Annotated in this window: 19 protein-coding genes; 16 read left to right on the top strand and 3 right to left on the bottom strand. The window is 67.7% G+C overall.

The window, feature by feature from the left end; genetic code table 11:
- Nucleotides 1–40: 40 nt before the first annotated feature.
- Entirely contained in the window at nucleotides 41–616 is a 576-nt protein-coding gene (locus CTP10_RS24600; RefSeq protein ID WP_116322866.1) for a DUF2889 domain-containing protein, read from the bottom strand.
- 98 nt (nucleotides 617–714) lie between these two features.
- Nucleotides 715–1,137: a hypothetical protein gene (locus CTP10_RS24595; RefSeq protein ID WP_233528374.1), complete on the bottom strand. Its 423-nt coding sequence runs from the start codon at nucleotides 1,135–1,137 to the stop codon at nucleotides 715–717.
- Nucleotides 1,138–1,509: 372 nt separating this feature from the next.
- Between CTP10_RS24595 and CTP10_RS24590 the strand changes: the two genes are divergently transcribed.
- The 8 genes from CTP10_RS24590 (at nucleotide 1,510) to CTP10_RS24555 (ending at nucleotide 12,477) form a co-directional block, all read left to right on the top strand.
- The gene (locus CTP10_RS24590; RefSeq protein WP_116322865.1) at nucleotides 1,510–2,544 is read left to right on the top strand and encodes a Bug family tripartite tricarboxylate transporter substrate binding protein; all 1,035 of its coding nucleotides are present in this window, start codon (nucleotides 1,510–1,512) and stop codon (nucleotides 2,542–2,544) included.
- Between the two features lie 125 nt (nucleotides 2,545–2,669).
- Nucleotides 2,670–3,446 (top strand): AMP-binding protein, encoded by a 777-nt coding sequence (locus CTP10_RS24585; RefSeq protein WP_158577737.1) that lies wholly within the window; start codon nucleotides 2,670–2,672, stop codon nucleotides 3,444–3,446.
- Nucleotides 3,447–3,587: 141 nt separating this feature from the next.
- The gene (locus tag CTP10_RS24580) at nucleotides 3,588–7,397 is read left to right on the top strand and encodes a LuxR C-terminal-related transcriptional regulator (RefSeq protein ID WP_233528373.1); all 3,810 of its coding nucleotides are present in this window, start codon (nucleotides 3,588–3,590) and stop codon (nucleotides 7,395–7,397) included.
- Nucleotides 7,398–7,632: 235 nt separating this feature from the next.
- A complete protein-coding gene (locus CTP10_RS24575; protein ID WP_116322862.1) occupies nucleotides 7,633–8,544 on the top strand; it encodes an SDR family NAD(P)-dependent oxidoreductase in 912 nt (303 codons plus the stop codon).
- 15 nt (nucleotides 8,545–8,559) lie between these two features.
- A complete protein-coding gene (locus CTP10_RS24570) occupies nucleotides 8,560–9,765 on the top strand; it encodes an acyl-CoA dehydrogenase (RefSeq protein ID WP_116322861.1) in 1,206 nt (401 codons plus the stop codon).
- Nucleotides 9,766–9,780: 15 nt separating this feature from the next.
- The gene (locus CTP10_RS24565) at nucleotides 9,781–10,947 is read left to right on the top strand and encodes an acyl-CoA dehydrogenase family protein (RefSeq protein WP_116322860.1); all 1,167 of its coding nucleotides are present in this window, start codon (nucleotides 9,781–9,783) and stop codon (nucleotides 10,945–10,947) included.
- Nucleotides 10,944–11,399 (top strand): MaoC family dehydratase, encoded by a 456-nt coding sequence (locus tag CTP10_RS24560; protein WP_116322859.1) that lies wholly within the window; start codon nucleotides 10,944–10,946, stop codon nucleotides 11,397–11,399. The genes CTP10_RS24565 and CTP10_RS24560 overlap by 4 nt, the downstream gene beginning before the upstream one ends.
- 67 nt (nucleotides 11,400–11,466) lie before the next feature.
- A complete protein-coding gene (locus CTP10_RS24555) occupies nucleotides 11,467–12,477 on the top strand; it encodes a Bug family tripartite tricarboxylate transporter substrate binding protein (RefSeq protein WP_116322858.1) in 1,011 nt (336 codons plus the stop codon).
- Nucleotides 12,478–12,552: 75 nt separating this feature from the next.
- Here the strand turns inward: CTP10_RS24555 and CTP10_RS24550 are convergent, their stop codons facing one another.
- Nucleotides 12,553–13,026, bottom strand: a complete 474-nt coding sequence (locus tag CTP10_RS24550; RefSeq protein ID WP_116322857.1) for an acyl-CoA dehydrogenase family protein — start codon at nucleotides 13,024–13,026, stop codon at nucleotides 12,553–12,555.
- Nucleotides 13,027–13,262: 236 nt separating this feature from the next.
- Here CTP10_RS24550 and CTP10_RS24545 point away from each other — a divergent pair, with 236 nt between their 5' ends.
- The 8 genes from CTP10_RS24545 (at nucleotide 13,263) to CTP10_RS24510 (ending at nucleotide 22,605) form a co-directional block, all read left to right on the top strand.
- Complete coding sequence (locus CTP10_RS24545; protein ID WP_116322856.1) at nucleotides 13,263–14,099, top strand: enoyl-CoA hydratase/isomerase family protein; 837 nt, start codon at nucleotides 13,263–13,265, stop codon at nucleotides 14,097–14,099.
- Nucleotides 14,100–14,319: 220 nt separating this feature from the next.
- The gene (locus CTP10_RS24540; RefSeq protein ID WP_116324093.1) at nucleotides 14,320–15,543 is read left to right on the top strand and encodes an ISL3 family transposase; all 1,224 of its coding nucleotides are present in this window, start codon (nucleotides 14,320–14,322) and stop codon (nucleotides 15,541–15,543) included.
- 230 nt (nucleotides 15,544–15,773) lie between these two features.
- The gene (locus tag CTP10_RS24535; RefSeq protein ID WP_116322960.1) at nucleotides 15,774–16,949 is read left to right on the top strand and encodes a porin; all 1,176 of its coding nucleotides are present in this window, start codon (nucleotides 15,774–15,776) and stop codon (nucleotides 16,947–16,949) included.
- 226 nt (nucleotides 16,950–17,175) lie between these two features.
- On the top strand, nucleotides 17,176–18,396 hold the full coding sequence (locus tag CTP10_RS24530) for a CaiB/BaiF CoA transferase family protein (RefSeq protein WP_116322959.1): 1,221 nt from the start codon (nucleotides 17,176–17,178) through the stop codon (nucleotides 18,394–18,396).
- 19 nt (nucleotides 18,397–18,415) lie between these two features.
- Complete coding sequence (locus CTP10_RS24525; protein WP_116322958.1) at nucleotides 18,416–19,579, top strand: acyl-CoA dehydrogenase family protein; 1,164 nt, start codon at nucleotides 18,416–18,418, stop codon at nucleotides 19,577–19,579.
- Nucleotides 19,580–19,592: 13 nt separating this feature from the next.
- Nucleotides 19,593–20,612 carry an acyl-CoA dehydrogenase family protein gene (locus tag CTP10_RS24520; protein ID WP_116322957.1) on the top strand — a complete coding sequence of 340 codons (1,020 nt, stop codon included), beginning with the start codon at nucleotides 19,593–19,595 and terminating at the stop codon, nucleotides 20,610–20,612.
- Nucleotides 20,613–20,636: 24 nt separating this feature from the next.
- A complete protein-coding gene (locus CTP10_RS24515) occupies nucleotides 20,637–21,821 on the top strand; it encodes a thiolase family protein (protein WP_116322956.1) in 1,185 nt (394 codons plus the stop codon).
- 13 nt (nucleotides 21,822–21,834) lie between these two features.
- Nucleotides 21,835–22,605 (top strand): enoyl-CoA hydratase/isomerase family protein, encoded by a 771-nt coding sequence (locus CTP10_RS24510; protein WP_116322955.1) that lies wholly within the window; start codon nucleotides 21,835–21,837, stop codon nucleotides 22,603–22,605.
- Nucleotides 22,606–22,620 lie beyond the last annotated feature (15 nt).

Below are 22,620 nucleotides of genomic sequence, written 5' to 3'. Positions count from 1 at the left end.
TGGTTCTCATGGTTGCCGGCCGCGCAGGGCGTGCCGGGGTTCAGGCTTCCTGCGTGGCGGGCCTGCGCCGGTGCACTGGCCACAGCTGCTTCGCCGCCTCGCCATCCTCGTGGTAGGTATGGCAGCTGCCGATCAGCACCGGCTTCGGCATGGGGCCGGTGCCTTCGCCGGGCCAGCGGCCATTGCGCTCGCGGCGGCCGATGGCCATGGTGGTCTGCGTGGCGGTGGTGGCCAGTGGACCGAGGAGTTCGGTCAGATGGGTGCAGCCGTGCACGCCGCCGACGATCGCCTTGGCCTGCTGGCGGAAGCCGCCACGGATCTGCAGTCCTTTCAGGCCGGCGTAGGCCGACTCGATCGCGTTGCAGTACTCGGTGGGCCCGGCTTCGATCACCGCCCTGACGTCCCGGATCACCAGTGCCCGGTCCATGGTCACGACGATGCGCATGTGGTGGATGGCGCCGCCCGGCGACACCTGCCGGAACAGCAGGTCGGTGCCGGTGGGGCTGATATCGCGCATTTCGGCCTCGATATCGAGCAGGCCATCGCTGCGTTCATAGCCGCGGCAGGTCACTTCGCGGGTGTGGATGGCGATGCGGTCAGTGGTGGTCTGGGTCATGGCATGGCTTCCCTGCCGGCGCGCGCAGCGCAGCCGGCGGCAGGTCGATCGGTAGCGTCAGTCTCGGTGGCGTGCGGGGCGGCATCGTCAGCACCAGGTCATTCCCCGGCCTGCCGTCGCGGCCGCCTGGCGCCCTGCATGCGGCGGTGCGCGGCCCAGAACAGCACGCGCAGCGCGAAGCCCGGGCCACCGGCCATGGCCTGCCTGCAGTGTTCCGCGGGCAGCTCCACCGGCACGCCCAGTTCGGCCGCCGACGCGTAGCAAACGATGCGCATGCGGGCATCGCCGCTGCGCATGCGGTCGCTGAGCATGGCGTGAAGGACCTCGGCATACGCGGGCTCGTCATCGCAGCGCGCCAGTTGCCGCGCCTTGCGCTGCAGCTGGCGGCTGACGTGGCGGACTTCCTGCAGCAGGTCCATCAGCCGCTCCATCGGCGCGAGGCCATGCAAGGGCTGGATCGTTGCCGGCGGCGGGTCGGCCTTGAATGGCGCGGAAAGCGTCGGGGAAGGGTGGCACTGCATCGGCTTGTCTCACTGGTGGCAGCCGGCATTCGCTGATGGGCTGCGGTTTCTGCTGGACAGTGTCACGCAGTGCCCCGGCCTTCGCCCCACTCGACCAAGGGGGGGCATGCGGTCGATATGCGGGCAAATACGCGGTGGCCCAGCGGATAAGCCTTGCTATCAGCGATACAGGGGGGCGCATTGGCTGCACGGGCGTATGTGAGCCATATTCCGCTTCGCCTACGATATTTTGTAGATTTATACGAAATGACGTAGTATTCAATTTGTACGAAATTCCGTGATTGACTACGGGTATTCGTAGATAGCAGGAGTGCCACGCCGAGTGACGGTAGCCAGCCGGGACGTCCCCGGTGCGAACAGGAGACCTGGGTAATGCAAAGACAAGGGCAAACGCATGGCAAGGTGCCGCGCCTGCGCGCGTGCGGGAGAAGGCTGGTCGCGGCGAGTGCCGCGGCACTGGCATGTGGCGTACTGGCCGCGTGGATGCCCATTGCGCGGGCAGAGGCGTTCTATCCGGAGAAGCCGGTCACGCTGGTGGTGCCAGGGCCGCCCGGCGGCATTACCGACCAGCTCGGCCGACTGGTCGCGGCACGCATGGCGCGCGACGGCGGCATCCGCGTCGTCGTCGACAATCGCCCCGGCGCGGGCGGCAACCTGGCCACCGAGCTGGCGGCACGGGCCGAGCCTGACGGCTATACGGTGCTGATGGGCACGCAAGGAACCATGGCCAGCAACCAGTACCTGTACAAGGCGCTGCGCTTCGATCCGGCCCGGGATTTCGTTGCCGCGCAGGGGCTGGTTTCGATCCCCAATGTGCTGGTCGTGAACAGCCGCCTGCCGTACCAGTCGGTCAAGGACCTGGTCACGTTCGCCAAGGCGAATCCGGACAAGCTGACGGTGTCTTCCGCCGGCAACGGTACCGGCACGCACCTCGCCGCCGAACTGTTCCAGGCGCAGGCCGGCGTCAGGTTCGTGCATATCCCGTACAAGGGCAGCGCGCCTTCCATCAATGACCTGCTGGCAGGGCAGGTCGACATGACCTTCGACTATCCGGTTTCCACCCTGGCGCAGATCCAGGCGGGCAAGCTGCGCGCGCTCGCCGTCACTGGCGCCACGCGCCTGCCGGCGCTGCCGCAGGTGCCAACCATTGCCGAGGCCGGCTATCCGGCGGCGGAGTCCACTTCGTGGATCGGCCTGTTCTTCCCGGCGCGCACGCCTGCCGCCATCGTGGCCAGGTGGCAGGCGGAGGTCGGGCGCATGTTGAAGGATCCCGCCGCTGTGGAGGCCCTGAACAAGATGGGCGGGGTGCCGTTGCCGCTGGCCGGCCAGCCGTTCGCCGGTTTCATCCAGGCCGAGCGCAGCAAGTGGAAGGCCACCATCGAGCGCTCGGGCGCCACCATCGACTGAACGACATCGACTGAACGACATCGACCCTGGCGGCGGCAGGTCCCCGGGGCGCAAGAGAGAGGAGACGCAAGACAATGTTGCACCATCGGCCACACGCTACTGACGCCACCTCGTCGACGAGCGACATGGCACGAATGCAGCCGCGGTATCGCGACGCCGCTCTGCGCACCGCGCAGGCGATCCACGAGGTGCGCCCCGATGGCACGCTGCTGCTGCGCGCCGGCACGGCGCCGGTGCCATCGCCGCACCTGGGCTTCAGCGGCTTCGTCAAGGGCTGGGCGCGGCAGCGCGCCACGCAGACCGCGCTGGCCCAGCGCGACAGCGCCGGCGCCTGGCGCACGCTTTGCTGGGGCGACTTCCACCGGCAGATGCTGGCGGTGGCGGCCGGATTGCTTGAGATGGGCCCGTCGCGCCAACAGCCCCTGATGATCCTGTCGGGCAATTCGATCGAGCATGCCGTGGTGGTGGCAGCCGCCGAATACGTGGGCATTCCCTGCGCCGCGGTATCCGCCGCCTATTCGCTGCAGAGCCAGGACTTCGTGCGGCTGAAAGATGTCCATAAGCTGCTGGCGCCGGCCGCGGTGTTCGTGCAATCGGCGCCCGGCTTTGCCCGCGCGCTGCGGGCACTGGCGCTGCCGGCGCAGGCGACTATTGCCGTGGAGGAAGCCGCCGACGGGAATATGAGGTGGGACGCGCTGCTCGATACCGAGCTGACACCGCAACGCCTGGCGCGGATCGAGGCAGCGCACGGCGCGGTGCGCGCCGAACACATCGCGCGGATTTTCTTTACCTCGGGGTCCACCGGCGTGCCCAAAGGCGTGGTCACGCGTGAGCGCCGCAAGGCGCTGATTGAAGCGCTCTATCAGGAGCCGGTGCCCGCGGCCATTGCCGCACTGGGCTGAAACGTCGTACCGGCGGCGCGGGCATCCGAACCGCCGGCGCATTCCCTTGGCAGGCTAGCCACCGCCAATCCGCAGAGGTTGCTTATGCGTGTTGCACCCCGAATCTCCCTGACTGAGCACGAACGCGCCGAGCTCGAGGCAATGACCCGAGCCCCCGACGCCCCCGCCCGCCTGGCACAGCGCGCACGCATTGTCCTGCTCGCCGCCAGTGGCGAACAGAACAAGGCGATCGCCCCGCAGCTTGGGATCAGCCGGGCCCAGGTGGCACGCTGGCGTGAGCGCTATGCGATGTCCGGCGTGAGCGGCATCCTGCGCGACCTGCCGCGTGGCGCGCCGCCGGTGCGGGTGGACGTGGAACGCCTGGCCATGCTGACCGGCTGCGAAATGACGGGCGTCTCGCGTGGCTGGAGCACCCGCAGCCTTGCCGCGGAACTCGGCGTGAGCGCGATGAGCGTTTCGCGGCACTGGCGCGCGGCCGGAGCAAGACCGGGCGCCAGTAGCCAGGCCGGCGGCATGCCGATGCAGGAGTCTGGTGGCGCAGCGGAGGCATCCTTTGCTCCGGAAGCCCCGTCGCCAGAAATCATCGCGCTCTACGCCGCGCCGCCTGCTTACGCGCTGGTGCTGTCGGTGGCCGACACGGCAGACCAGGCAGACCAGGCAGACCAGGCAGACAACGATGCCGCTGGACCGCTCCCACCGCATGGCAGCAACCACATGCGCACGCTGCCCGCCCATCGGCGCAGTCTCGCTGTTTCGCTGGTCACGGCACTGGCGATGCTGGAGGGCGGCCTGCCCGGTGCCCCGGCCAGCGACACCGGCCATGAAGCATTGGCATCGTTCCTGCAGAAGGCGCAAGCCGCGGCTGCGCCGGGGCGCAGGTTGCTGGCGCTGGCGGTCAGCCACGCTGGCGCCTGCGATGCGCCATTGCAGCACTGGCTACGGGCGCACCCGCGCATTACCGTGCAACTGGCGCATGGCCCGGCCAGCTGGCTGCGCATGGTGCATCGCTTCGTGCGCGACACGCAGGCCGAGCGGGCAGGGGCCTTTCCCGCCGGCATCCCCGAATTGCTGGCGGCCGTGGAGGCCGCCATGCGTGCCGGCACCGATGCACCCTTCCAGTGGGTCCGCACAACGACCGGCGCACGGCACGTGCCTCCGGCGGCAGAGCCGGCGCGCATCCAGCCCGCCACGGTGCCATCGCCCGCCGGCTGGCAGGCACCCACTGCCGAGGCGCGCGAGCGTACGCCGATCGCCGGCGACAGGGTCCTGCCGCCGCGGGGCACGCGCCAGCTCATGCCGCGCGACACGCTGCTGAAGCGCCTGATGGAAGCGCGCCGCCAGCGCTGCGTGGTGATCCAGGGGCAGGCCGGCAGCGGCAAGACCAGCACGCTGATGGCATGGCGCAAGGCAATCCTGCCGCTCGGGTACGACGTCTGCTGGCTGACGCTGACGGCCGAAGACGACGAGCCGGTCCGCTTCTTCGACTACCTGCTGGCCAGCATCGCTGAAGTCGATCCCGCCGCAGCCAGCGAAGCCGCGCGGGTGGTCGGCGCCGACAGCAGCGACACTGCCGTCGAACTGTGGGTGATCACCCTTGTCCGGGCGCTGGCCCGGCGCCAGCGCGAACTGGTGCTGATGATCGATGACCTGCACCATATCACCGACATGCGCATCCTGCAGGCGCTCCAATGGCTGCTCGACTATGCGCCGGCGCCACTGCACCTCGCCTTCAGTTCGCGCAGCGCGCTCGAACTGTCGATGGAGCGGTTGCGCCTGCAGGGCGCGCTGGCGGAATTCGACATGCGTGACCTGCGCTTCACGCCGGACGAGTCGGAACGCTTCCTGCGCGAGCAGCTCGGCAGCATCGGCAGCAATGACGCAGCCACGCTGCATGCGCTGACCGACGGCTGGGTGGCGGGGTTGCAGCTCTTTGCCATCGAACTGCGCACCAGGCAGGGAGGCAGGTCGCCGCTGGCCCGCGTCGGGGGTACCGGCGCCTTTTCCGGCTACTTCGAGCGTGAAGTGCTGGTGCACCTGGCACCAGCCAATCTTGACATGCTGGCCAGCGTGGCCATCTGCCAGCGTTTCTGCGCGCCGCTTTGCGCTGAGATCGTGGGCCGGCCGACGGCGATCGCGCCGATCCAGTCGCGGCTGGGCCAGATGGTGCTGGATCATCTCTTCGTCACGGCGGAATGCGGCGCGGACCACGTGACCTGGTATCGCGTTCATCCGTTGCTGCGTGAAGCGCTGCTCGAGCGTCTTCCGGCGCGCGGCGAGGCCGGGCAGCGCGCGCTGCACCAGACGGCGTGGCGCTGGTTCGAGCGCCACGGCCATATCGAAGAAGCCGTGTTCCACGCCGTCAAGGCCGGCCAGGTGGACGCCGCGGCGAGCATGGTAGAAGGCTGCGCCCAGGCGCTGCTGACACGCGGCCAATTGCGCCAGCTGGCCGCGTTGATGCGCCTGCTGCCGGTCGAGCTGGTGCAGCGGCGCTTCGGGCTCCATGTTGTCAATGCGTACATGCAGCTCTATTCGAGGGACTTCGACCAGCTCCAGCGCAGCCTGGACCAGATCGAGTCCCGGAGCGAGCAGCTCGACGCGAGCGAGCGCTACGCGTTGTGCCTGTTGCGGGCAGGCTTTGCCTTGCAGCTGGACAACACCGACGCCGCGGCGGCCATGCTGCCGCGACTGCTGGACGCGCCTGCCGATCTCGACGATTTTGCGTGGCATGCACGCGGCAATGTGCTGTCCTGGCTGCTCACCGCGCGCGGCGAGTACGACCTGGCCCGGCGTGTGCTGGAGGAGGCCGAGTTACGCACCGGTGCGCACCGCAGCGGGCAGCTCGGCCGTTGCATCCATGCCATCAGCCTGGCTCGGGAAGGCAGGATCAAGCAGGCCGGCAAGATCGTGCGCGAGGTGATGGAGGAAGCCGAACGCCGCGGCGCTGCCTACCAGGGACTGGCATGCATGGCTGCGGGGCTGCTGGCCGATACGCTCCACGAATCGAACGAGGCCGAGGCAGCGTGCCAGTTGCTGGAGCCGCGCATCGACATGCTTGAGCGCGTGTCATTGCCGGAGATCGTGCTGCGCGCGTGCCGGGTGCTGTCCAATTCCCACTGGCTGGCGGGCCGCCAGGCGCAGGCGCTCGCCTACCTGGACCGTCTCGAAAATTACGCGGTGCGCTACGGTCTCGACCGGCTCCTTGCCGAAGCGCTGGTGCTGCGCCTGCGCCGCCACCTGCAGCAGGATGAGATGGAGCGCGCCAGTGTCGTGCTGGAGTGCGTGCAGGGGGTGGCGGAGCGCTATGCCGGAGCGGGCCCGGAGCGTTCGGGGCAGATCGCGCTGGCCGCTGCGCGTGGCGGCGTCGAGATGGCACTGCATACCAAGGACTATGCCAACGCCATCGAACGCATCCAGTTGCTGCTGGCAGGCAGCGAGCAGGCACCGGGAGCTGCCGGCTTGCGCCTGCAACTGGCCATCGCGCGGCTGGGCCTGGGCGAGCAGCAGGCGGCGCGCCAGGACTTCCTGCGCGCGATCCGGCAAGGTCATCGGCTTGAGCTGACACGGACGCTGCTCGATGTCCTGGAAAGCGCGCCCGATCTGCTCATCCGGCTCGGCCGCGACGCCGCACCCGACCCAGTGCTGGCCTTCTACGTCGAGCGCCTGCACAAGATGTCGTCCGTGGCCACGGCTCGGCAGGGGCAGGCGCGTGGCAGCGAGGACGCCGGACCCATGGCCGCACTGAGCGAGCGCGAGCGCGAGATCCTGCATCTGCTGGCGCAAGCGATGTCGAACAAGAAGATTGCCAGGGTGCTCAACCTCTCGACCGAGACGGTCAAATGGCATCTCAAGAATGTCTATGCCAAGCTTGGCGTGGGGGGGCGCGGCGGTGCGGCGGCGCGCCTGCGCGACCTGAGCGGCGACTCGATCCAGCCCACTCTCCGCGCTGCCTGATCCGGCCGGAATTCAGCGTGCTCGATGGCTGCTTGCCGCAATGGCAAGGCAGCCATTGAGCGCTTGCGCCGGCGCCTTATCCCTCATCTCCGCGTTTCTTAAGCTACGTTTTCGCCCGCCCCCCGGGTCGGGGAGTGCCCGCCTGCGCGCCTCCCGCAATCATGGTTACCGAGGCAGCAACCCGATTCGCCCTGCCGACAGCCTTATCCAAACGATTCATTCCGGAGTACCAAACATGAGCTTGCTTGAAGGGAAAGTCATTATCGTCACGGGCGCCGGTGCCGGCGTCGGCAAAGGTATCGCGCTGGAAGCAGCGCGCCAGGGCGCGCGCGTGATCGTCAACGACCTGGGCGTCAACATCGACGGGTCCGGCGGCAGTGCGGGCCCGGCCCAGCAGGCCGTTGACGAGATCAAGGCGGCCGGCGGCGAGGCAGCGGCCAGCACCGACAGCGTGGCGGACTGGAACCCGGCGCAGAAGATCGTGCAGCAGGCGCTGGACCTGTATGGCCGCGTCGATGGCGTGGTCAACAATGCCGGCAACCTGCGCGACATCATCTTCCACAAGATGAGCGAAGACGACTTCGATGCCGTGATCCGCGTGCACCTGAAGGGCAGCTGGAACGTGTCGCGCGCCGTGGCGCCGCATTTCAAGGCGCAGGAAAGCGGCGCCTTCGTGCACATGACCTCGACCGCAGGCCTGATCGGCAATTTCGGCCAGGCTAACTACTCGGCGGCCAAGCTCGGCGTCGTCGGCCTGTCGAAGTCCATCGCGGTCGATATGCAGAAGTTCAATGTCCGTTCGAACTGCATCGCACCGTTTGCCTTCACGCGCATGGTGGGCAGCATTCCGACCAACACGCCGGAAGCGGCCGAACGCATGAAGATCAACATGCGCCTGGAAGCCGGCAAGATCGCGCCGTTCACGCTGGCGTTGCTGACGGATCGGGCGAAGCACGTCACCGGACAGGTCTTCGGCGTGCGCAACAACGAGATCTACCTGTTCTCGCAGCCGCGCCCGATCCGCACCGCCCACAACGGCGAAGGCTGGACCGTCGACAGCTGCGTCGAGCGCGCCATCCCGATGTTCCAGGATTCCTTCTACAAGCTGGACCTGTCGCGCGACGTGTTCGGCTGGGATCCGGTCTGACGGCCGGAGACGAACATGGATTTTGAACGTGACCTGGGCCTGGAGGCCTTTCGCGAGCAGGTGCGCGCCTTCCTGCGCGAGAACCTGCCCGCCGAGCTGGGCGGCCGCATCCGCATCGGCACGCGCTCGCCCGCGTCGGAACTCAAGCACTGGCAGCGCATCCTGAACGAGAAGGGCTGGGGCGCGCCGTACTGGGCAACCGAGCATGGCGGCACCGGCTGGAGCGTGCTGCAGCGCCTGGTGTTCGACGAGGAGTGCACGGCGGTTGGCGCGCCATCGCAAGATACCGGTGCGCAGAAGCTGCTCGGTCCCGTGCTGAATGCATTCGGCACGCCGGAGCAGAAAGCCGAGCACCTGCCGCATATCTTCAGCGGCGCACGGCACTGGTGCCAGGGCTTTTCGGAGCCGGGCTCCGGCTCGGACCTGGCCTCGCTGCGTACCAGCGCCGACCGCGATGGCGACCACTACGTGGTCAATGGCCAGAAGATCTGGACCAGCTACGCGCATCGCGCCGACTGGATCTTCCTGCTGGTGCGCACCGACACCGAGGTCAGGAAGCAGGCAGGCATCAGCTTCCTGCTGGTGGACATGAAGACGCCGGGCATCACGGTCCGGCCCATCGTCACCATCGATGGCTGCCACCACCTGAACGAGACCTTCTTCGACAACGTGCGCGTGCCGGTCAGGAACCTGGTAGGTGCCGAGGGCGAAGGCTGGAAGATCACCAAGTTCCTGCTCAACAACGAACACGCCACGGCCGCCGACCTGCCGATGCTGCGCCGCTACCTGGCGCAGATCCACGCGCTGGCGACACGCCGGTGCGAGGGCGGCAGCGTGCTGCTGGAGCGGCATGAGTTCGCGCTGCAGCTGGCGCGCTTCGAGGCGGAGCTTGCCGCCATCGCCACGCTGGTGCAGCGCGTGGCGGCGATGGAAGAGGATCACAGCCCCGCCGCGCATGCCATGGGCTCGATCCTGAAGATCCGCGGCACCGAGCTGCTGCAGAAGATGAGCAGCTTCCTGGTCGAGGCGCTGGGGGACTACGGCGCCGTCGCTTACCCGACGCCACAGGACGCCGCCGCCGATGCCGCCGCGCCGCTGCCCGCACAGGACGTCGCCCGCGGCATCACCAACGAGATGTTCTTTCGCCGCGCGTCAACGATCTATGGCGGTACCAGCGAGGTGCAGCGCACGATCATCGCCAAGTCAATGTTCCAACTCTGAAGGCACTGACCGATCATGAATTTCAACCTGACTGACGAACAGCGCCTGCTTCAGGACAGCGTGCGCCGCTTCGTCGACAAAGATTACGACTTCGAGGCGCGCACGGCCAGGATCAGGTCCGCCGAGCCCTGCAACGCCAGGCACTGGGCCATCTTTGCCGAGAACGGATGGCTGGCGGCCGCGCTGCCGGAGTCGGCCGGAGGCCTGGGCGGCTCGATCATCGAAACCGTGCTGATCGCCACCGAACTGGGCCGGGGCCTGGTGGTGGAACCGTATCTCGGCAGCGCGGTGCTGGCCGCACAGACCCTGGCGGCGGCTGCCGGTCCCGACCAGCTGGACGCACTGATCCCCGCGCTGGCGGACGGCTCGCGCCGCGTCGCGCTGGCCTACAGCGAGGCGCAGTCGCGCGGCCTGCCCGAACCCGTGGCGACGCGCGCCGAGCCGGCGCCCGGCGGCTACCGCCTGCACGGCACCAAGACGCTGGTGCTGGGCGGCTGCGATGCCGATGCCTTCATCGTGTCCGCCATGCTGCCAGGCGCGTCCGGCGAGGCTGCCCTGTGCAGCCTGTTCCTGGTCCCGGCCGACGCGGCGGGCTTGCAGCGCGTTGCGTTGCCGCTGCACGACGGCAGCTGGGCGGCGGAAGTCACCTTCGACCAGGCTTTTGTACCGGCTGATGCATTGCTTGGCGAAGCGGGCACGGGACAGGCTGCGCTGCGCCACGGGCTCACGCATGGCATCGCGGCGCTCTGTGCCGAGCTGGTCGGCGGCATGGAGAAGACCATCGAGATCACGGCCGGGTACCTGAAGGTGCGCAAGCAGTTCGGGGTGCCCATCGGCAGCTTCCAGGCGCTGCAGCACCGCATGGCGGACATGGCGGCCGAACTCGAAGTCGCGCGCTCAATGCTGTATGCGCTGCTGGCGTCGATCGAGAACGACGACGATGGCGACCTGGCCCGAACGGTGTCGCAGGCCAAGGCACTGATCGTCCGTGCCGCCCGCTACGTCTGCGGGCAAGGCATCCAGCTCCACGGCGGCATCGGCATGACCGAGGAGTACACCGTGGGCCACTACTTCAAGCGCGCCGTGGTGGCGGACGTGCTGTTTGGCAACGCAGACCTGCACGAGGCTTGCAACGCTCGCGCCCTGCAGGCAGCCCTGAACCAGGAGGCATTGCAAGCATGAAGATCTACGAGAACATCAGCGACCTGCAGCCGCTGGTCGGGGAAGTCATCGGCACCAGCGAATGGCTGATGCTGGAGCAGGACCGCATCAACCTGTTTGCCGATGCGACCGGCGATCACCAGTGGATCCACGTGGACCCGGTGCGTGCCAAGGACGGCCCGTTCGGCGCGCCGATCGCGCACGGCTTCCTGACGCTGAGCCTGTTGCCGGCGTTTTCCCATACCGCCTACAAGGTGAAGCACAGCAGCACCGGCGTGAACTACGGCCTGGACAAGGTGCGCTTTCCCGCGCCGGTTCCGGTCGGCAGCCTGCTGCGCGCGCATTTCAAGCTGGTGTCATTCGATCCGCTGGAAAACGGCGGCGCGCAGCTGAAGCTCGAGATGATCGTGGAGCGGCAGGGCGGCAGCAAGCCGGTCTGCATCGCGGAATCGATCATCAGGCGGTTCCCGTAACCCGCCGGACCTCTCTACAAGACCAGCTGCCCCGTACCGGGGCAGTACAAGCAAGGAGGAGACACGCATGCAAGATCGCATTTCACGCCAGCGCCGCCGCATTCTCGCTGCCGCCGCCAGCGGCGCGCTGGCGGTCCTGGCCGCCCCGGCGGGGGCGCAGGCACAGAACTATCCGGAACGCGTGATCAGGATCGTATCCGTTGCCAGCCCCGGCACCGGCATCGACGACTACACCCGGCTCCTGGCGAAATTCCTGTCGCAGAAGCTGGGGCAGGGCGTCGTGGTGGAGAACCGGCCAGGCGCCAACATGATCATCGCCAGTGACTATGTGGCCAAGTCCGCGCCTGACGGCTACACGCTGCTGCTCACCGCATCCAGCGCGATGTCGGCGAACCCCTACCTGTTCAGGCAACTGCCGTACAACCCGGGCAAGGATTTCGTGCCGGTGGCGCGCATGTCGTCGCTGCCGGTGGCGCTGGTAGTCGCCGCGAGTTCTCCGTACAAGTCGGTTTCGGATCTCGTCGACGCCGCACGCGCCCGGCCCGGCAAGCTCAACGGCGCCAGCAGCAGCACCGGCTACCGGCTGACGGCAGCGGCGTTCACGGAGGCGGCGGGCATCAGGACGGTGGATGTACCCTACAAGGCGACCGCAACGCTGTTGCCGGACCTGATTGGCCGCAATGTGGACTTCACCATGGTCGAGTTCACCGCGGCACTGCCGCTGATCCAGTCGAACAAGCTGCGCGCGCTGGCGGTGCTCAGCCCGCGGCGCGTATCGTTGCTGCCAGAGGTGCCGACGCTGGCTGAAGCCGGCATGCAGAACAACACCGTGGTTGAGGCGGTGTCGCGCATCAACTGGAGCGGCCTGTTTGCGCCGGCAGGCACGCCGGCGCCGATCGTCGACAAGATCGCCAGGCTGACGCTGGAGTTTGTGAACTCGCCTGAAGCCATGGTCCACTACGCGAGCCGTGGCAGCTTGCCTAACCCGGGCAGCGGGGCGGAACTTGGCAAGGCCGTGATGGCGGACCAGCAGACATGGAAGCGGCTGATCGCGGCGTCCGGCCTGCAGCCCGAATAGCAGTCGTAGTCGACCCTGCCGGTTGCAAGAGTCCTTCGGGCGGTATGCCGAAGGACATTCTTGCTTTCCGCGGCTTCAGAACTGGAACAGCGATTTGGCGATGATCGATCGCTGCACCTCGCTGGTGCCGCCATAGATGGTGGTGGCGCGGCGGAAGAACATCTCCGACGCCATGCCTTGCGCGACCTCCGCCATCGGCAGCATCGGGGCCGTTGCCGTCGGTTCCGCATCCGGCGTGGCGAAATGGTTCAGGACCGGGCCGACCAGCTTCTGCGCGAACGCATCCTGGGAGGGAGCTCCGGCGCTCGCGCATTCTTCGTCGAACACCAGGCGCTGCTGCACGCTCCAGCCGGTGCCGCCATGCTCGGTTGCCCAGTAGGGCGCGCCCCGGCCCTGGGCATCGAGGATGCGCTGCCAGCGCACCACGTCGGCACGCGGCGAGCGCAGGCCGTCCTTGCGTCGCGGCAGGTCCGCCGGCTGGTGTTGCCGCAGGAAGTCCCGTACCTCCTGACGGAACGCAGCGAGATTGGGGTCGGGGGCAAAGTTCATGAAGGCGCTCCAGTTGGTTGGCGGCAGGCAGGCCAGCCTGCATTGCCGATGCCGTCCACATTAAGCCCGGGCCACGCCGGGAACGCCCCCCACCACTGGGGGTGCCGCTGGCGCATAGGCGCTGGCTTATGGACACGCTGGGAGCATCCCCCTTGAGATGAGGGGGGCGGCAAGACCATGCGCGGCGCCACACTGCCGCCAACGGCTTTCCGCCACTTCCTGGAGGACATACGACGATGCAGGCCCGGCAAATCCCGATGCGCCACAGCCACCTTTCCATTGCGGACGGCGTGGCCGAGTTCACGCACCAGCGTCCGGCGTCGCGCAACGCCCTGACGCTGCAGATGCGGCAGGACTACCACGACATGCTCGATTGCGTGGAAGCCGACCGCGGTATCCGCGCGCTGATCCTGACCGGCTCAGGCGGCAGCTTCTGCGCGGGTGGCGACCTGAAGTCGATCAGGGAGATCTTCGCAAGTCCCGATCCTTCCGCGCGCGCGCCGGAGGCCATGCGCCGCCGCCTGCAGGACATCCACAAGTGGCTGCGGCGGTTGCGCGACCTGGAAATCCCGGTCATCGCGGCGGTGGACGGGCCGGCGGCCGGCGCGGGGTTCTCGCTGGCGCTGGCGGCCGACTTCGTGCTGGCCTCGGAGCGTGCGTCGTTCTGCATGTCGTTCGCCAAGGTCGGCCTGCTGCCCGACATGGGCTCGCTGTATGCGCTGCCGCGTGCCGTGGGAATGATGCTGGCCAAGGAACTGATGTTCACCGGCCGGCGCCTCGAAGTCGTCGATGCCAGGCGCTGCGGCATCGTGCATGCGATCCATCCGGCGGAGGAACTGGCGAAGGAGGCGCGGCACTTCGCGCAACGCTTCGTGGCAGCGCCGCAAGAGGCGCTCGCGCTGATGAAGCGCGCGCTCAACCGCACCTTCGAAAGCTCATACGACACCCTGCTGGAGCTGGAGTGCCAGGCGCAGGCGCTGGCTTCGGCGGTGCCGTACTACGCGGAGGCGGTGGATGCCTTTCTCAACGGCAAGCCGGCACGGTTCGACTGGGACAGGGAGGCGCGGCCCTGACCAGGGTTGGCGGAGCCTCGACACGCAAATGTCTCCATGCCCTGTCACAGGCTCGATGTGACGGGCGTTTCATCTCCGGCACTGGTGCCGGAGTTTTTTTTGCGCGCGGGATTTTTTTGGTTCTTCGCCGATCTGCGTGATCGTTTAGAAACAAAAAGGGCCAACCGCCCACCACTGGTATCTTGGAGTTGCGACACAACAAGAATCAGGAAGGTGGAGGTTGGCCCCACGCGATTGTATGGCCCAGCTCGGCTGCTGGGAAGGCTATCGCTTACGCGATAGCTGGGAGGAGACCCGTAATGGGCAGCGTTTTTGCATCATCCGGCTGGAACCCAAGGCACGTCGGAGGCGGTGCTGCGATGGCTGTGGTCGAGGTGTTAGCAGTATCCACGACCGAGTGGAGCGGCGCGTGCGGGATCTTCCGGTGTTCGAGATTCCGGTAGAGCTGGTCGTGCCGCGGCTTCGTCTAGCTTGCCGGCGATGTGGCCCGAAGCTGGAGCGCCTGGACTGGCTCGCGCCCTATGCGCGGGTCACGACGCGGTTAGCGGCCAGCGTAGCGCGACTATGCAAGGTTATGTCGTTGCGCCATGTCGCGGGCTTCTACCGGTTGGCCTGGACCACGGTCAAGCGCATCGATCTGCGCCATCTCGAGCGGGAATTGGGGCCGGTCGATCTGAGCGGGGTCACGGTGATCGCGATGGACGAGTTTGCGATCCAGAAGGGCCATCGCTATGCCACAGTCATCGTCGAGCCGTCGAGCAAGCGGGTACTCTGGGTCGGGCGCGGTCGCTCCCGAGAGGAAATCCGGCCCTTCTTCAAGCTGCTTGGCCCTGAAGGCTGTGCCCGGCTTCGCGCCGCGGTGATGGACATGAATACCGCCTACGACCTTGAAGTGCGGATGCACTGCCCGCAAGCGGAGGTTGTCTATGACCTGTTCCACGTGGTGGCCAAGTACGGCCGTGAGGTCATCGACCGCGTCAGGGTGGATGAGGCTAATCGGCTGCGCGGCGACAAGACCGCCCGTAAGGTGGTCAAGTCATCTCGCTGGTTGCTGCTGCGCAATCGGGAGAACGTCACGCGTGAGGCCGATCAGATCCGGCTTGAGGAAATACTGGCGGCCAACAAGGCGCTGATGACCGTCTACGTGCTCAAGGACGACCTCAAGACGCTTTGGGCATATCGGCATCCCGGCTACGCCAGGCGCTTCTGGCATGAGTGGTACGGCCGAGCCATGGCCAGCGGCATCGCCCCACTATGTCTCTTCGCCAAACGGCTCAAGCCATACCTGCCAGGCATCCTCGCCCACAGCCGCTGGCCACTGGGGACCAATCTGGTGGAAGGCATCAACAACCGGATCAAGGTCATCAAACGCATGGCCTACGGCTTCCGCGATGACTATTACTTCTTCCTGAAAATCCGGGCAGCCTTCCCCGGAAATCGGTGAAGAACCATTTTTTTAGACGCCTGGTGCTGCTTGTCCCCCCTCGACATGAGTGGGGGTGTGGGCAGGGCCAACGCCTCCCGACAGGGGGGTATCGGGAGGTCCGCGCAATGTTCTCCTAGTCACCGCGCACACGGAGGAAGCGGCGTGCGCCGCGCTTCTGGAGGAGGCGTGCCCGCACCGGACGGGAAGCTTGCGTCTGGCGCAGACGATTGACAAGGAGAAGACAAGAAATGAGGAAGACGATTTTCGCCCTGGCGGCGATGGGCGCCCTTGGGGGGTTTGGCGCGACGGCCCGGGCAAATTCCAGCGTGACGTTGTATGGGGTGGTCGACGGGTCCATCGAATACGTGAATCGCGTCGCGACGGCGCAGCCTGCCGTCGTCAATGGCCAGCCGGTCTTTGCCACCACCGGCGGCAAGCGCGTGGGGATGCCGACGCTGGGCGGCCTGTCGCCTTCGCGCTGGGGCCTGCGCGGCGTGGAGGACCTGGGCAGCGGCAACAGTGCCATCTTTGTGCTGGAAAGCGGCTTTGCCTGGGACACCGGCGCGATCCAGTCGAGCCGGCTGTTTGGCCGCCAGGCCTTTGTCGGCCTGCAGAACCAGTCCTACGGCAAGCTGATGCTGGGCCGGCAGTACACCTCCTTCTTCGAGGGCATGGCCAACTTCGCGCCGCTGCGCTTTGCCACGACCTATGAACCTGTCGCCTGGCAGCTCGGCACGAACTACCGCGAAGACAACACGGTCAAGTATGTGGGGCAGTTTGGCCCGGTGCAGGCCGTCGCGCACTACTCGTTCGGCGTTGGGGTGCCGGCGATCGGCGCCACCGCGCTGGCCAACGGCGGCGCCGGCGAAACGCCGGGGGCGTTCCGCGACAACAATGGCTACGGCGCTTCGCTGACGTGGCTGAGCAACGGCTTCGGCGCCACCCTCGCTTATGACGAATGGCATCCGACCGTGACCTCGGGCCAGCAGGGAACCAGCCGCAAGGCCGGCACCGCGTTCAGCTATGCCACCGGCCCGTTCAAGGCGATGGTGGGCTACCGCTGGGCCAAGGTTGACTTCGCCAACGGCAATACGCTGGCGCGCGACGACTACTACTGGGCGGGGGTCAATTACCAGGCTACCAGGGCACTGGGACTGTCGCTGGCTTACTACTACGCGGATTTCAAGCGCCTGAGCCTGGGCCAGACGGCACCTGCCAGCAATCCTGCCAACCCGTGGCAGGTGTCGTTCCTGGTGGACTACAACCTGTCCAAGCGCACCGACGTCTACCTGTCGGCGGCTTACTCGCGCAATGCAGGCCTGAACTTCGACTCGTCACAGACGCTGTTCCTGTACGGCTATCCGTCGATGGCAGGACAGAAGGCCATGGTCGGCGTGACCACGGGCATTCGCCACGTCTTCTGACGCCATCCGGCGGTCGCGGGAGTACGTGCGGGGACCCGTGGTGCACGCGTCCCCGCACGGCATTGCCCTCGCCGGTACCGATACAAGCCATGTATTGAGCGACATACACAAAGTATTTTTCCAACCCTGCGTGCTTCCGTAGGATTTCCATCAACGCGATTCAAGGAGGCATGATGACTTTCAACGCATTCACTTTCCCCGTCTCCGCACGGGCGGGGAGCGCAACATGAGCGGCCCGTTGCAGGGCGTGCGCATCGTCGACATGACGACGGTGCTGATGGGCCCCTACGCCACGCAGATCCTGGGCGACCTCGGGGCGGACGTGATCAAGGTCGAGCCACCGGACGGAGATACCGTGCGCGAGGTCGGCCCGCGCCGTAACGCCGGCATGTCCGGCATCTTCCTGCACGCGAACCGCAGCAAGCGCAGCATCGTGCTGGACCTGAAGGCCGCGGCCGGGCGCGAGGCACTGCTGCGCATCGCCGCCGATGCCGACGTGCTGATCTACAACGTGCGGCCGCAGGCGATGGCGCGGCTGAACCTGAGCTACGAGGAAGTGGCGAAGGTCAATCCGCGCATCCTGTACGTGGGGTTGTATGGATACGGGCAGGGTGGCCCCTACGCGGCCAAGTCCGCATACGACGACCTGATCCAGGGCGCGGTCGCGATCCCGGCGCTCGCCAAGCAGGCCGGCAGCGACGTGCCGCGCTACGCGCCGAGCGCCATTGCCGACCGCATCGTCGGCCTGGCGGCGGTCAACGCGGTCACCGCGGGGCTGTTCCACCGCGAGCGTACCGGAGAAGGGCAGTCGATCGACGTGCCGATGTTCGAAACCATGGCCCAGTTCATCCTCGGCGACCACATGGGCGGGCTGACCTTCGAGCCGCCCATCGGCCCCAGCGGCTATTCGCGCATTCTCAACGAACACCGCCGTCCCTATCGCACCCAGGACGGCTACCTGTGCGTGCTGCTCTACAACGACAAGCAGTGGCGCAAGTTCCTGGAGCTGATCGGCCAGCCCGGCCTGATGGACAGCGACCCGCGCTTCAGCTCGATCGTCGAGCGCAACAAGCATATCCACGAGCTGTACCGCATGGTCGCGGAGATCATGCCCACGCGCACCACGGCGGAATGGATCGCCGTGCTTGAAGCCGCCGACATGCCGGTGATGCAGCTGCACACGGTGGATTCGCTGATGGCGGACCCGCACCTCGACGCGGTGGGCTTCTTCGACGTTGTCGAACACCCCAGCGAAGGCGCGATCCGCTCGATGGCGATCCCGTCGCAATGGTCGAAGTCGCAGCCGACGGTCACGCGGCAGGCGCCGCGCCTGGGCGAACACAGTGCCCAGGTGCTGGCCGAGGCCGGCTACAGCGAGCAAGGCATCCGCGAGCTGGCCAGGCAGGGCGCCACGCGCCTCGGCGGGAACGCCGGCGACCGAACCTGAACCCAAACCGGGAGTTAACTTGAACTCGACCCTCGATTCCCTTCCGCTCGTCAGCATCCCGCCCGAGGACGAGGCGCTGCGGACCCCGATCCGCCAATTCCTGCAAGCCGCGCTGCGCGACGTGCCGGCGCCGGTGCGCGCGCGCACCTGGATGGGCTTTGATGCCGGCTTCAGCCGTGCGCTCGGCGAGCAGGGCTGGATCGGCCTGGCCCTGCCGCCCGAGTATGGTGGCGCGGGCCGCAGCGCCTTTGCCCGCTTCGTGCTGGTGGAAGAGCTGATTGCCGCCGGCGCGCCGGTATCCGCGCATTGGTTCGCCGATCGGCAGACTGCCCCGCTGATCCTGCGCTATGGCAGCGAAGCGCAGAAGCAGTTCTTCCTGCCGAAGCTGATCCGCGGCGAGATCTTCATCTGCATCGGCATGAGCGAGCCGGATACGGGTTCGGACCTGTCTTCCGTACGCACCCGGGCGGTACGCACCGAGACCGGCTGGCGGCTGAACGGCCGCAAGATCTGGACTACCAACGCACACCGGGCGCAGTACATGTGCGCGCTGGTGCGCACCTCCGGCCAGCATGGCGACCGCCACAAGGGCCTGTCGCAGGTGCTGATCGACCTGAGCCTGCCCGGCATCACCGCGCGGCCGATCCGCGACCTCGCGGGTGATGGCCACTTCTGCGAGGTGGTGTTCGAAGACGTGGACCTGCCGGCCGATGCGCTGGTGGGCGAGGAGGGCTCCGGCTGGAAGCAGGTGACCGCCGAACTGGCGTTCGAGCGCAGCGGGCCGGAACGCATCCTGACCAGCCTGATGCTGGCCGAGACATGGCTGGCCGAGGTGAAGGCCTCCGGCCTGCCGGTGCCGGATTCGGTCAAGGCGATTGCCGGGCGCATCGCCGGGCGCATGGCCGTGTTGCGGGCAATGTCGCTTGCCGTGGCCGACCGCCTTGACAAGGGCGAGAACCCGGAAATCGACGCGTCGTATGTCAAGGACCTCGGCACGGAGTTCGAGCAGACCGCACCGGGCTGGATCAGCGAGGCGATGGAGCAGATGCCTGACTTTGCCCCGTCCGACGACCTGCTGCGCGCCCACGCCTATATCACGCAGCTGGCGCCGAGCTTTTCGCTGCGCGGCGGCACGCGCCAGATCCTGCGCGGCATCATCGCCCGATCGCTCGGGCTTCGCTGATACGAGAGACACCATGACTGATTCCCTGTTGGAAGCCTTCGAGCGCGCGCTGGCCGGCCTGTGCCAGGATGAACAAGTACGGCGCAGCGAGTCCGGCGAAGGTGCCGACGCGCAATGGTCCGCCATCGATGCGCTGGGTTTCACCGACGCGCTGGTCCCGGTGGAGCGGGGCGGGGCGGGACTGCCGCTGGCGGAAGCCTTCCCGCTGTTCCTGGCCGCCGGGCGCGCCGGGCTGAGCCATCCGTTTGCCGAGACCGCCATCGCCCGCGCCATCCTCGCCGACGCCGGCCACGAGCACGATGGCGAATGTATCGCCATCGCCCCGGCGCTGACCCAGGCAGGCGATGCCATCGTCTGCCGTGAAGTGCCGGGCGGCGCGCTGGCGCACCAGGTGCTGGTGGGCTGGCGTGGCGAGTGGCTGCTGATGCCGCGCGCGCTGGCCCAGGCCACGTCCGGGGCCTATCGTCCGCAGGCTTCGGCCACGCTGCGCTGGGATTCAGCGGCCCAGGCCATCCGCCGGCTGCCGGCCGGCGAGGGCGACGTGCTGGCCATCTGCAACGCCATGCACGCCGCGGGCATGGCCGGCGCCATGGTGCGCATCCAGGCCATGAGCGTCGGCTACGTGAACGACCGCCAGCAGTTCGGTCGCGCCATCTCGCAGTTCCAGGCGATGCAGCAGGAGGTGAGCGTGCTGGCCGAGCAGGCCAATGCGTCGGCCTTCGGCGCGCGCCTGGGCTGCGCCGCGGACAGCTACCTGCCGCGTCCCCTGCTGGCAGCGGCGGCCAAGCTGCGCTGCAGCGAGGCGGCCAGCCGCGTCGCCGCGATTGCGCACGCGGTGCACGGCGCCATCGGCATCACCGAGGAACTGGCGCTCGGCCTGTTCACGCGCCGCCTGCATGAATGGCGCGCATGCGCCGGCACGGAGACCGCCTGCGCCACCGCGCTTGGCGATGCGCTGTTTAGCCAGGCGAGCGGCACCGGCCAGGAGATCCTGGACTTCGTGCGGCTGCAGCTGGCACCGGCCGCGGCCTGACCCCCTGACTGGCTGGAACCTGACATGCAGAACACTGATTCGATCGTGATCGTCGGCGCCAGGCGCACGCCGATCGGCGCCTTCAATGGCGCGCTGGCGCAGCACACGGCGCCGCAACTGGGCGCGGTGGCCATCCGCGCCGCCGTAGCCGGGGCGGGCGTTGACCCGGCCTCGGTCGACGAAGCCCTGATGGGCTGCTGCCTGTTCGCCGGCCTGGGCCAGGCACCGGCGCGGCAGGCTGTGCTGGGCGCTGGCCTGCCGGTTTCCACACCGGCCACCACGCTAAGCAAGATGTGCGGCTCCGGCATGAAGGCCGTGATGCTGGCGCACGACCTGCTGCGCGCCGGCACCTGCTCGGTGGCGGTGGCGGGCGGCATGGAATCCATGACCAACGCGCCCTTCATTGTGCCGCGCGGCCGCCATGGCTACCGCCTCGGCCACGGCCAGTTCCTCGACCATATGTACTGCGATGGCCTGGAAGACGCGTATGAGGGCCACCTGATGGGCTACTACGCCGACCTCTCCGCGCAGGAGCGCGGCATCGGCCGGGAGGCGCAGGACGCCTATGCCCGTGAGAGCCTGCAGCGTTCGCAGCGTGCGGTGCAGGAGGGAACGTTCGATGACGAGATCGCGCCCGTCACGCTCAAGCGCAAGGGTGCCGAGACGCTGTTCACCCGCGACGAAACGCCGGGCCAGTGCGATGCCGACAAGCTGCCAAAGCTCAGGGCCGTGTTCCGGCAAGACGGCACCGTCACCGCCGGCAATGCGTCGTCGATCTCCGACGGCGCCGCCGCGCTGGTGCTGATGCGTGAAAGCGATGCGCAGCGCCAGGGTGTGGCGCCGCTCGCCCGCATCGTCGGCCATGCCACGCATGCCCAGGCCCCGCAGCAGTTCGTGGATGCTCCGGCTGCCGCGATCCGCCGTGTGCTCGACAAAGCCTGCTGGACGGCGCAGGACGTGGATCTCTACGAGGTCAATGAAGCCTTTGCCGTGGTCACCCTGGTGACGCTGCAGGAACTGGGCATTTCCCGTGACCGGCTCAACGTCAACGGCGGCGCCTGCGCGCTGGGCCATCCGGTCGGCGCCACCGGCGCGCGGATGCTGGTGACGCTGATCCACGCGCTCAGGCAGCGCGGCCTGCGCCGCGGCATGGCCAGCCTGTGCCTGGGCGGCGGCGAGGCCACGGCCGTGGCGATCGAGCTGTGCTGAACGGAGCCTGACGATGAGCCATCTGCATGAACTTCGTGGCGCCGTCGGCTGGCTGACGCTGGATCGGCCCGCTGCCATGAACAGCCTGAGCCGCGAGCTGATGCTGGGACTCGACACGCAACTGCGGCGCTGGGCCGACGATCCCGCCGTGCGCGTGGTCGTGCTGGCCGCCAATGGCCGCGCCTTCTGTGCCGGCGCCGACCTGAAGGAAGTCTCTGCGCCCGTTGCCGCCGGCGAGCCGGATTTCATCGACGTGGCCACGGCGTTCTTCGCCACGCTGCGCGCCTTCCCCAAGCCGGTGCTCGCCGCCGTCAACGGACTGGCCGTGGCTGGCGGACTGGAGCTGGTGCTGGCCTGCGACCTGGTGGTGGCTGCCGAATCGGCGCGCCTCGGTGACGCGCATGCCAATTTCGGCGTGTTTCCCGGCGCCGGCGGCGCGGCCGTGCTGCCGCGCAAGGTGCCGGTCAACGTGGCCCGCTACCTGCTCTTCACCGGCCGCACCTTCACGGCGGCGCAGATGGAGCGCCATGGCCTCGTCAATGAAGTGGTGCCCGACGGTGAACTGGCCGGCCACGCCCAGGCACTTGCCGAAGAGCTGGCCGCCCGCAGCCCGCTGGTGCTGTCGCGCATGAAGCGGGTGGCGGCGCAGGCCACGGACAAGACCGTGAGCGACGCATTGCGCGATGAGTTGCTGGCGTTCCGCGACCACCAGCGCTCATACGACATGCAAGAGGGGCTGCGTGCCTTCGCGGAGAAGCGCGCGCCTGTATTCAAGGGGTGCTGAGCCCCAACCAACGGA

Source organism: Cupriavidus sp. P-10 (assembly GCF_003402535.2).
Taxonomy (GTDB): Bacteria; Pseudomonadota; Gammaproteobacteria; order Burkholderiales; family Burkholderiaceae; genus Cupriavidus.
This window is presented reverse-complemented; position numbering and strand designations above follow the sequence as displayed.

What these genes read in the sequence shown, in the direction of transcription:
- CTP10_RS24600 (WP_116322866.1), bottom strand. Translation starts at nt 616, where the DNA reads ATGACCCAGACCACCACTGACCGCATCGCCATCCACACCCGCGAAGTG.
- CTP10_RS24595 (WP_233528374.1), bottom strand. Translation starts at nt 1,137, where the DNA reads ATGCAGTGCCACCCTTCCCCGACGCTTTCCGCGCCATTCAAGGCCGAC.
- CTP10_RS24590 (WP_116322865.1), top strand. Translation starts at nt 1,510, where the DNA reads ATGCAAAGACAAGGGCAAACGCATGGCAAGGTGCCGCGCCTGCGCGCG.
- CTP10_RS24585 (WP_158577737.1), top strand. Translation starts at nt 2,670, where the DNA reads ATGGCACGAATGCAGCCGCGGTATCGCGACGCCGCTCTGCGCACCGCG.
- CTP10_RS24580 (WP_233528373.1), top strand. Translation starts at nt 3,588, where the DNA reads ATGACCCGAGCCCCCGACGCCCCCGCCCGCCTGGCACAGCGCGCACGC.
- CTP10_RS24575 (WP_116322862.1), top strand. Translation starts at nt 7,633, where the DNA reads ATGAGCTTGCTTGAAGGGAAAGTCATTATCGTCACGGGCGCCGGTGCC.
- CTP10_RS24570 (WP_116322861.1), top strand. Translation starts at nt 8,560, where the DNA reads ATGGATTTTGAACGTGACCTGGGCCTGGAGGCCTTTCGCGAGCAGGTG.
- CTP10_RS24565 (WP_116322860.1), top strand. Translation starts at nt 9,781, where the DNA reads ATGAATTTCAACCTGACTGACGAACAGCGCCTGCTTCAGGACAGCGTG.
- CTP10_RS24560 (WP_116322859.1), top strand. Translation starts at nt 10,944, where the DNA reads ATGAAGATCTACGAGAACATCAGCGACCTGCAGCCGCTGGTCGGGGAA.
- CTP10_RS24555 (WP_116322858.1), top strand. Translation starts at nt 11,467, where the DNA reads ATGCAAGATCGCATTTCACGCCAGCGCCGCCGCATTCTCGCTGCCGCC.
- CTP10_RS24550 (WP_116322857.1), bottom strand. Translation starts at nt 13,026, where the DNA reads ATGAACTTTGCCCCCGACCCCAATCTCGCTGCGTTCCGTCAGGAGGTA.
- CTP10_RS24545 (WP_116322856.1), top strand. Translation starts at nt 13,263, where the DNA reads ATGCAGGCCCGGCAAATCCCGATGCGCCACAGCCACCTTTCCATTGCG.
- CTP10_RS24535 (WP_116322960.1), top strand. Translation starts at nt 15,774, where the DNA reads ATGAGGAAGACGATTTTCGCCCTGGCGGCGATGGGCGCCCTTGGGGGG.
- CTP10_RS24530 (WP_116322959.1), top strand. Translation starts at nt 17,176, where the DNA reads ATGAGCGGCCCGTTGCAGGGCGTGCGCATCGTCGACATGACGACGGTG.
- CTP10_RS24520 (WP_116322957.1), top strand. Translation starts at nt 19,593, where the DNA reads ATGACTGATTCCCTGTTGGAAGCCTTCGAGCGCGCGCTGGCCGGCCTG.
- CTP10_RS24515 (WP_116322956.1), top strand. Translation starts at nt 20,637, where the DNA reads ATGCAGAACACTGATTCGATCGTGATCGTCGGCGCCAGGCGCACGCCG.
- CTP10_RS24510 (WP_116322955.1), top strand. Translation starts at nt 21,835, where the DNA reads ATGAGCCATCTGCATGAACTTCGTGGCGCCGTCGGCTGGCTGACGCTG.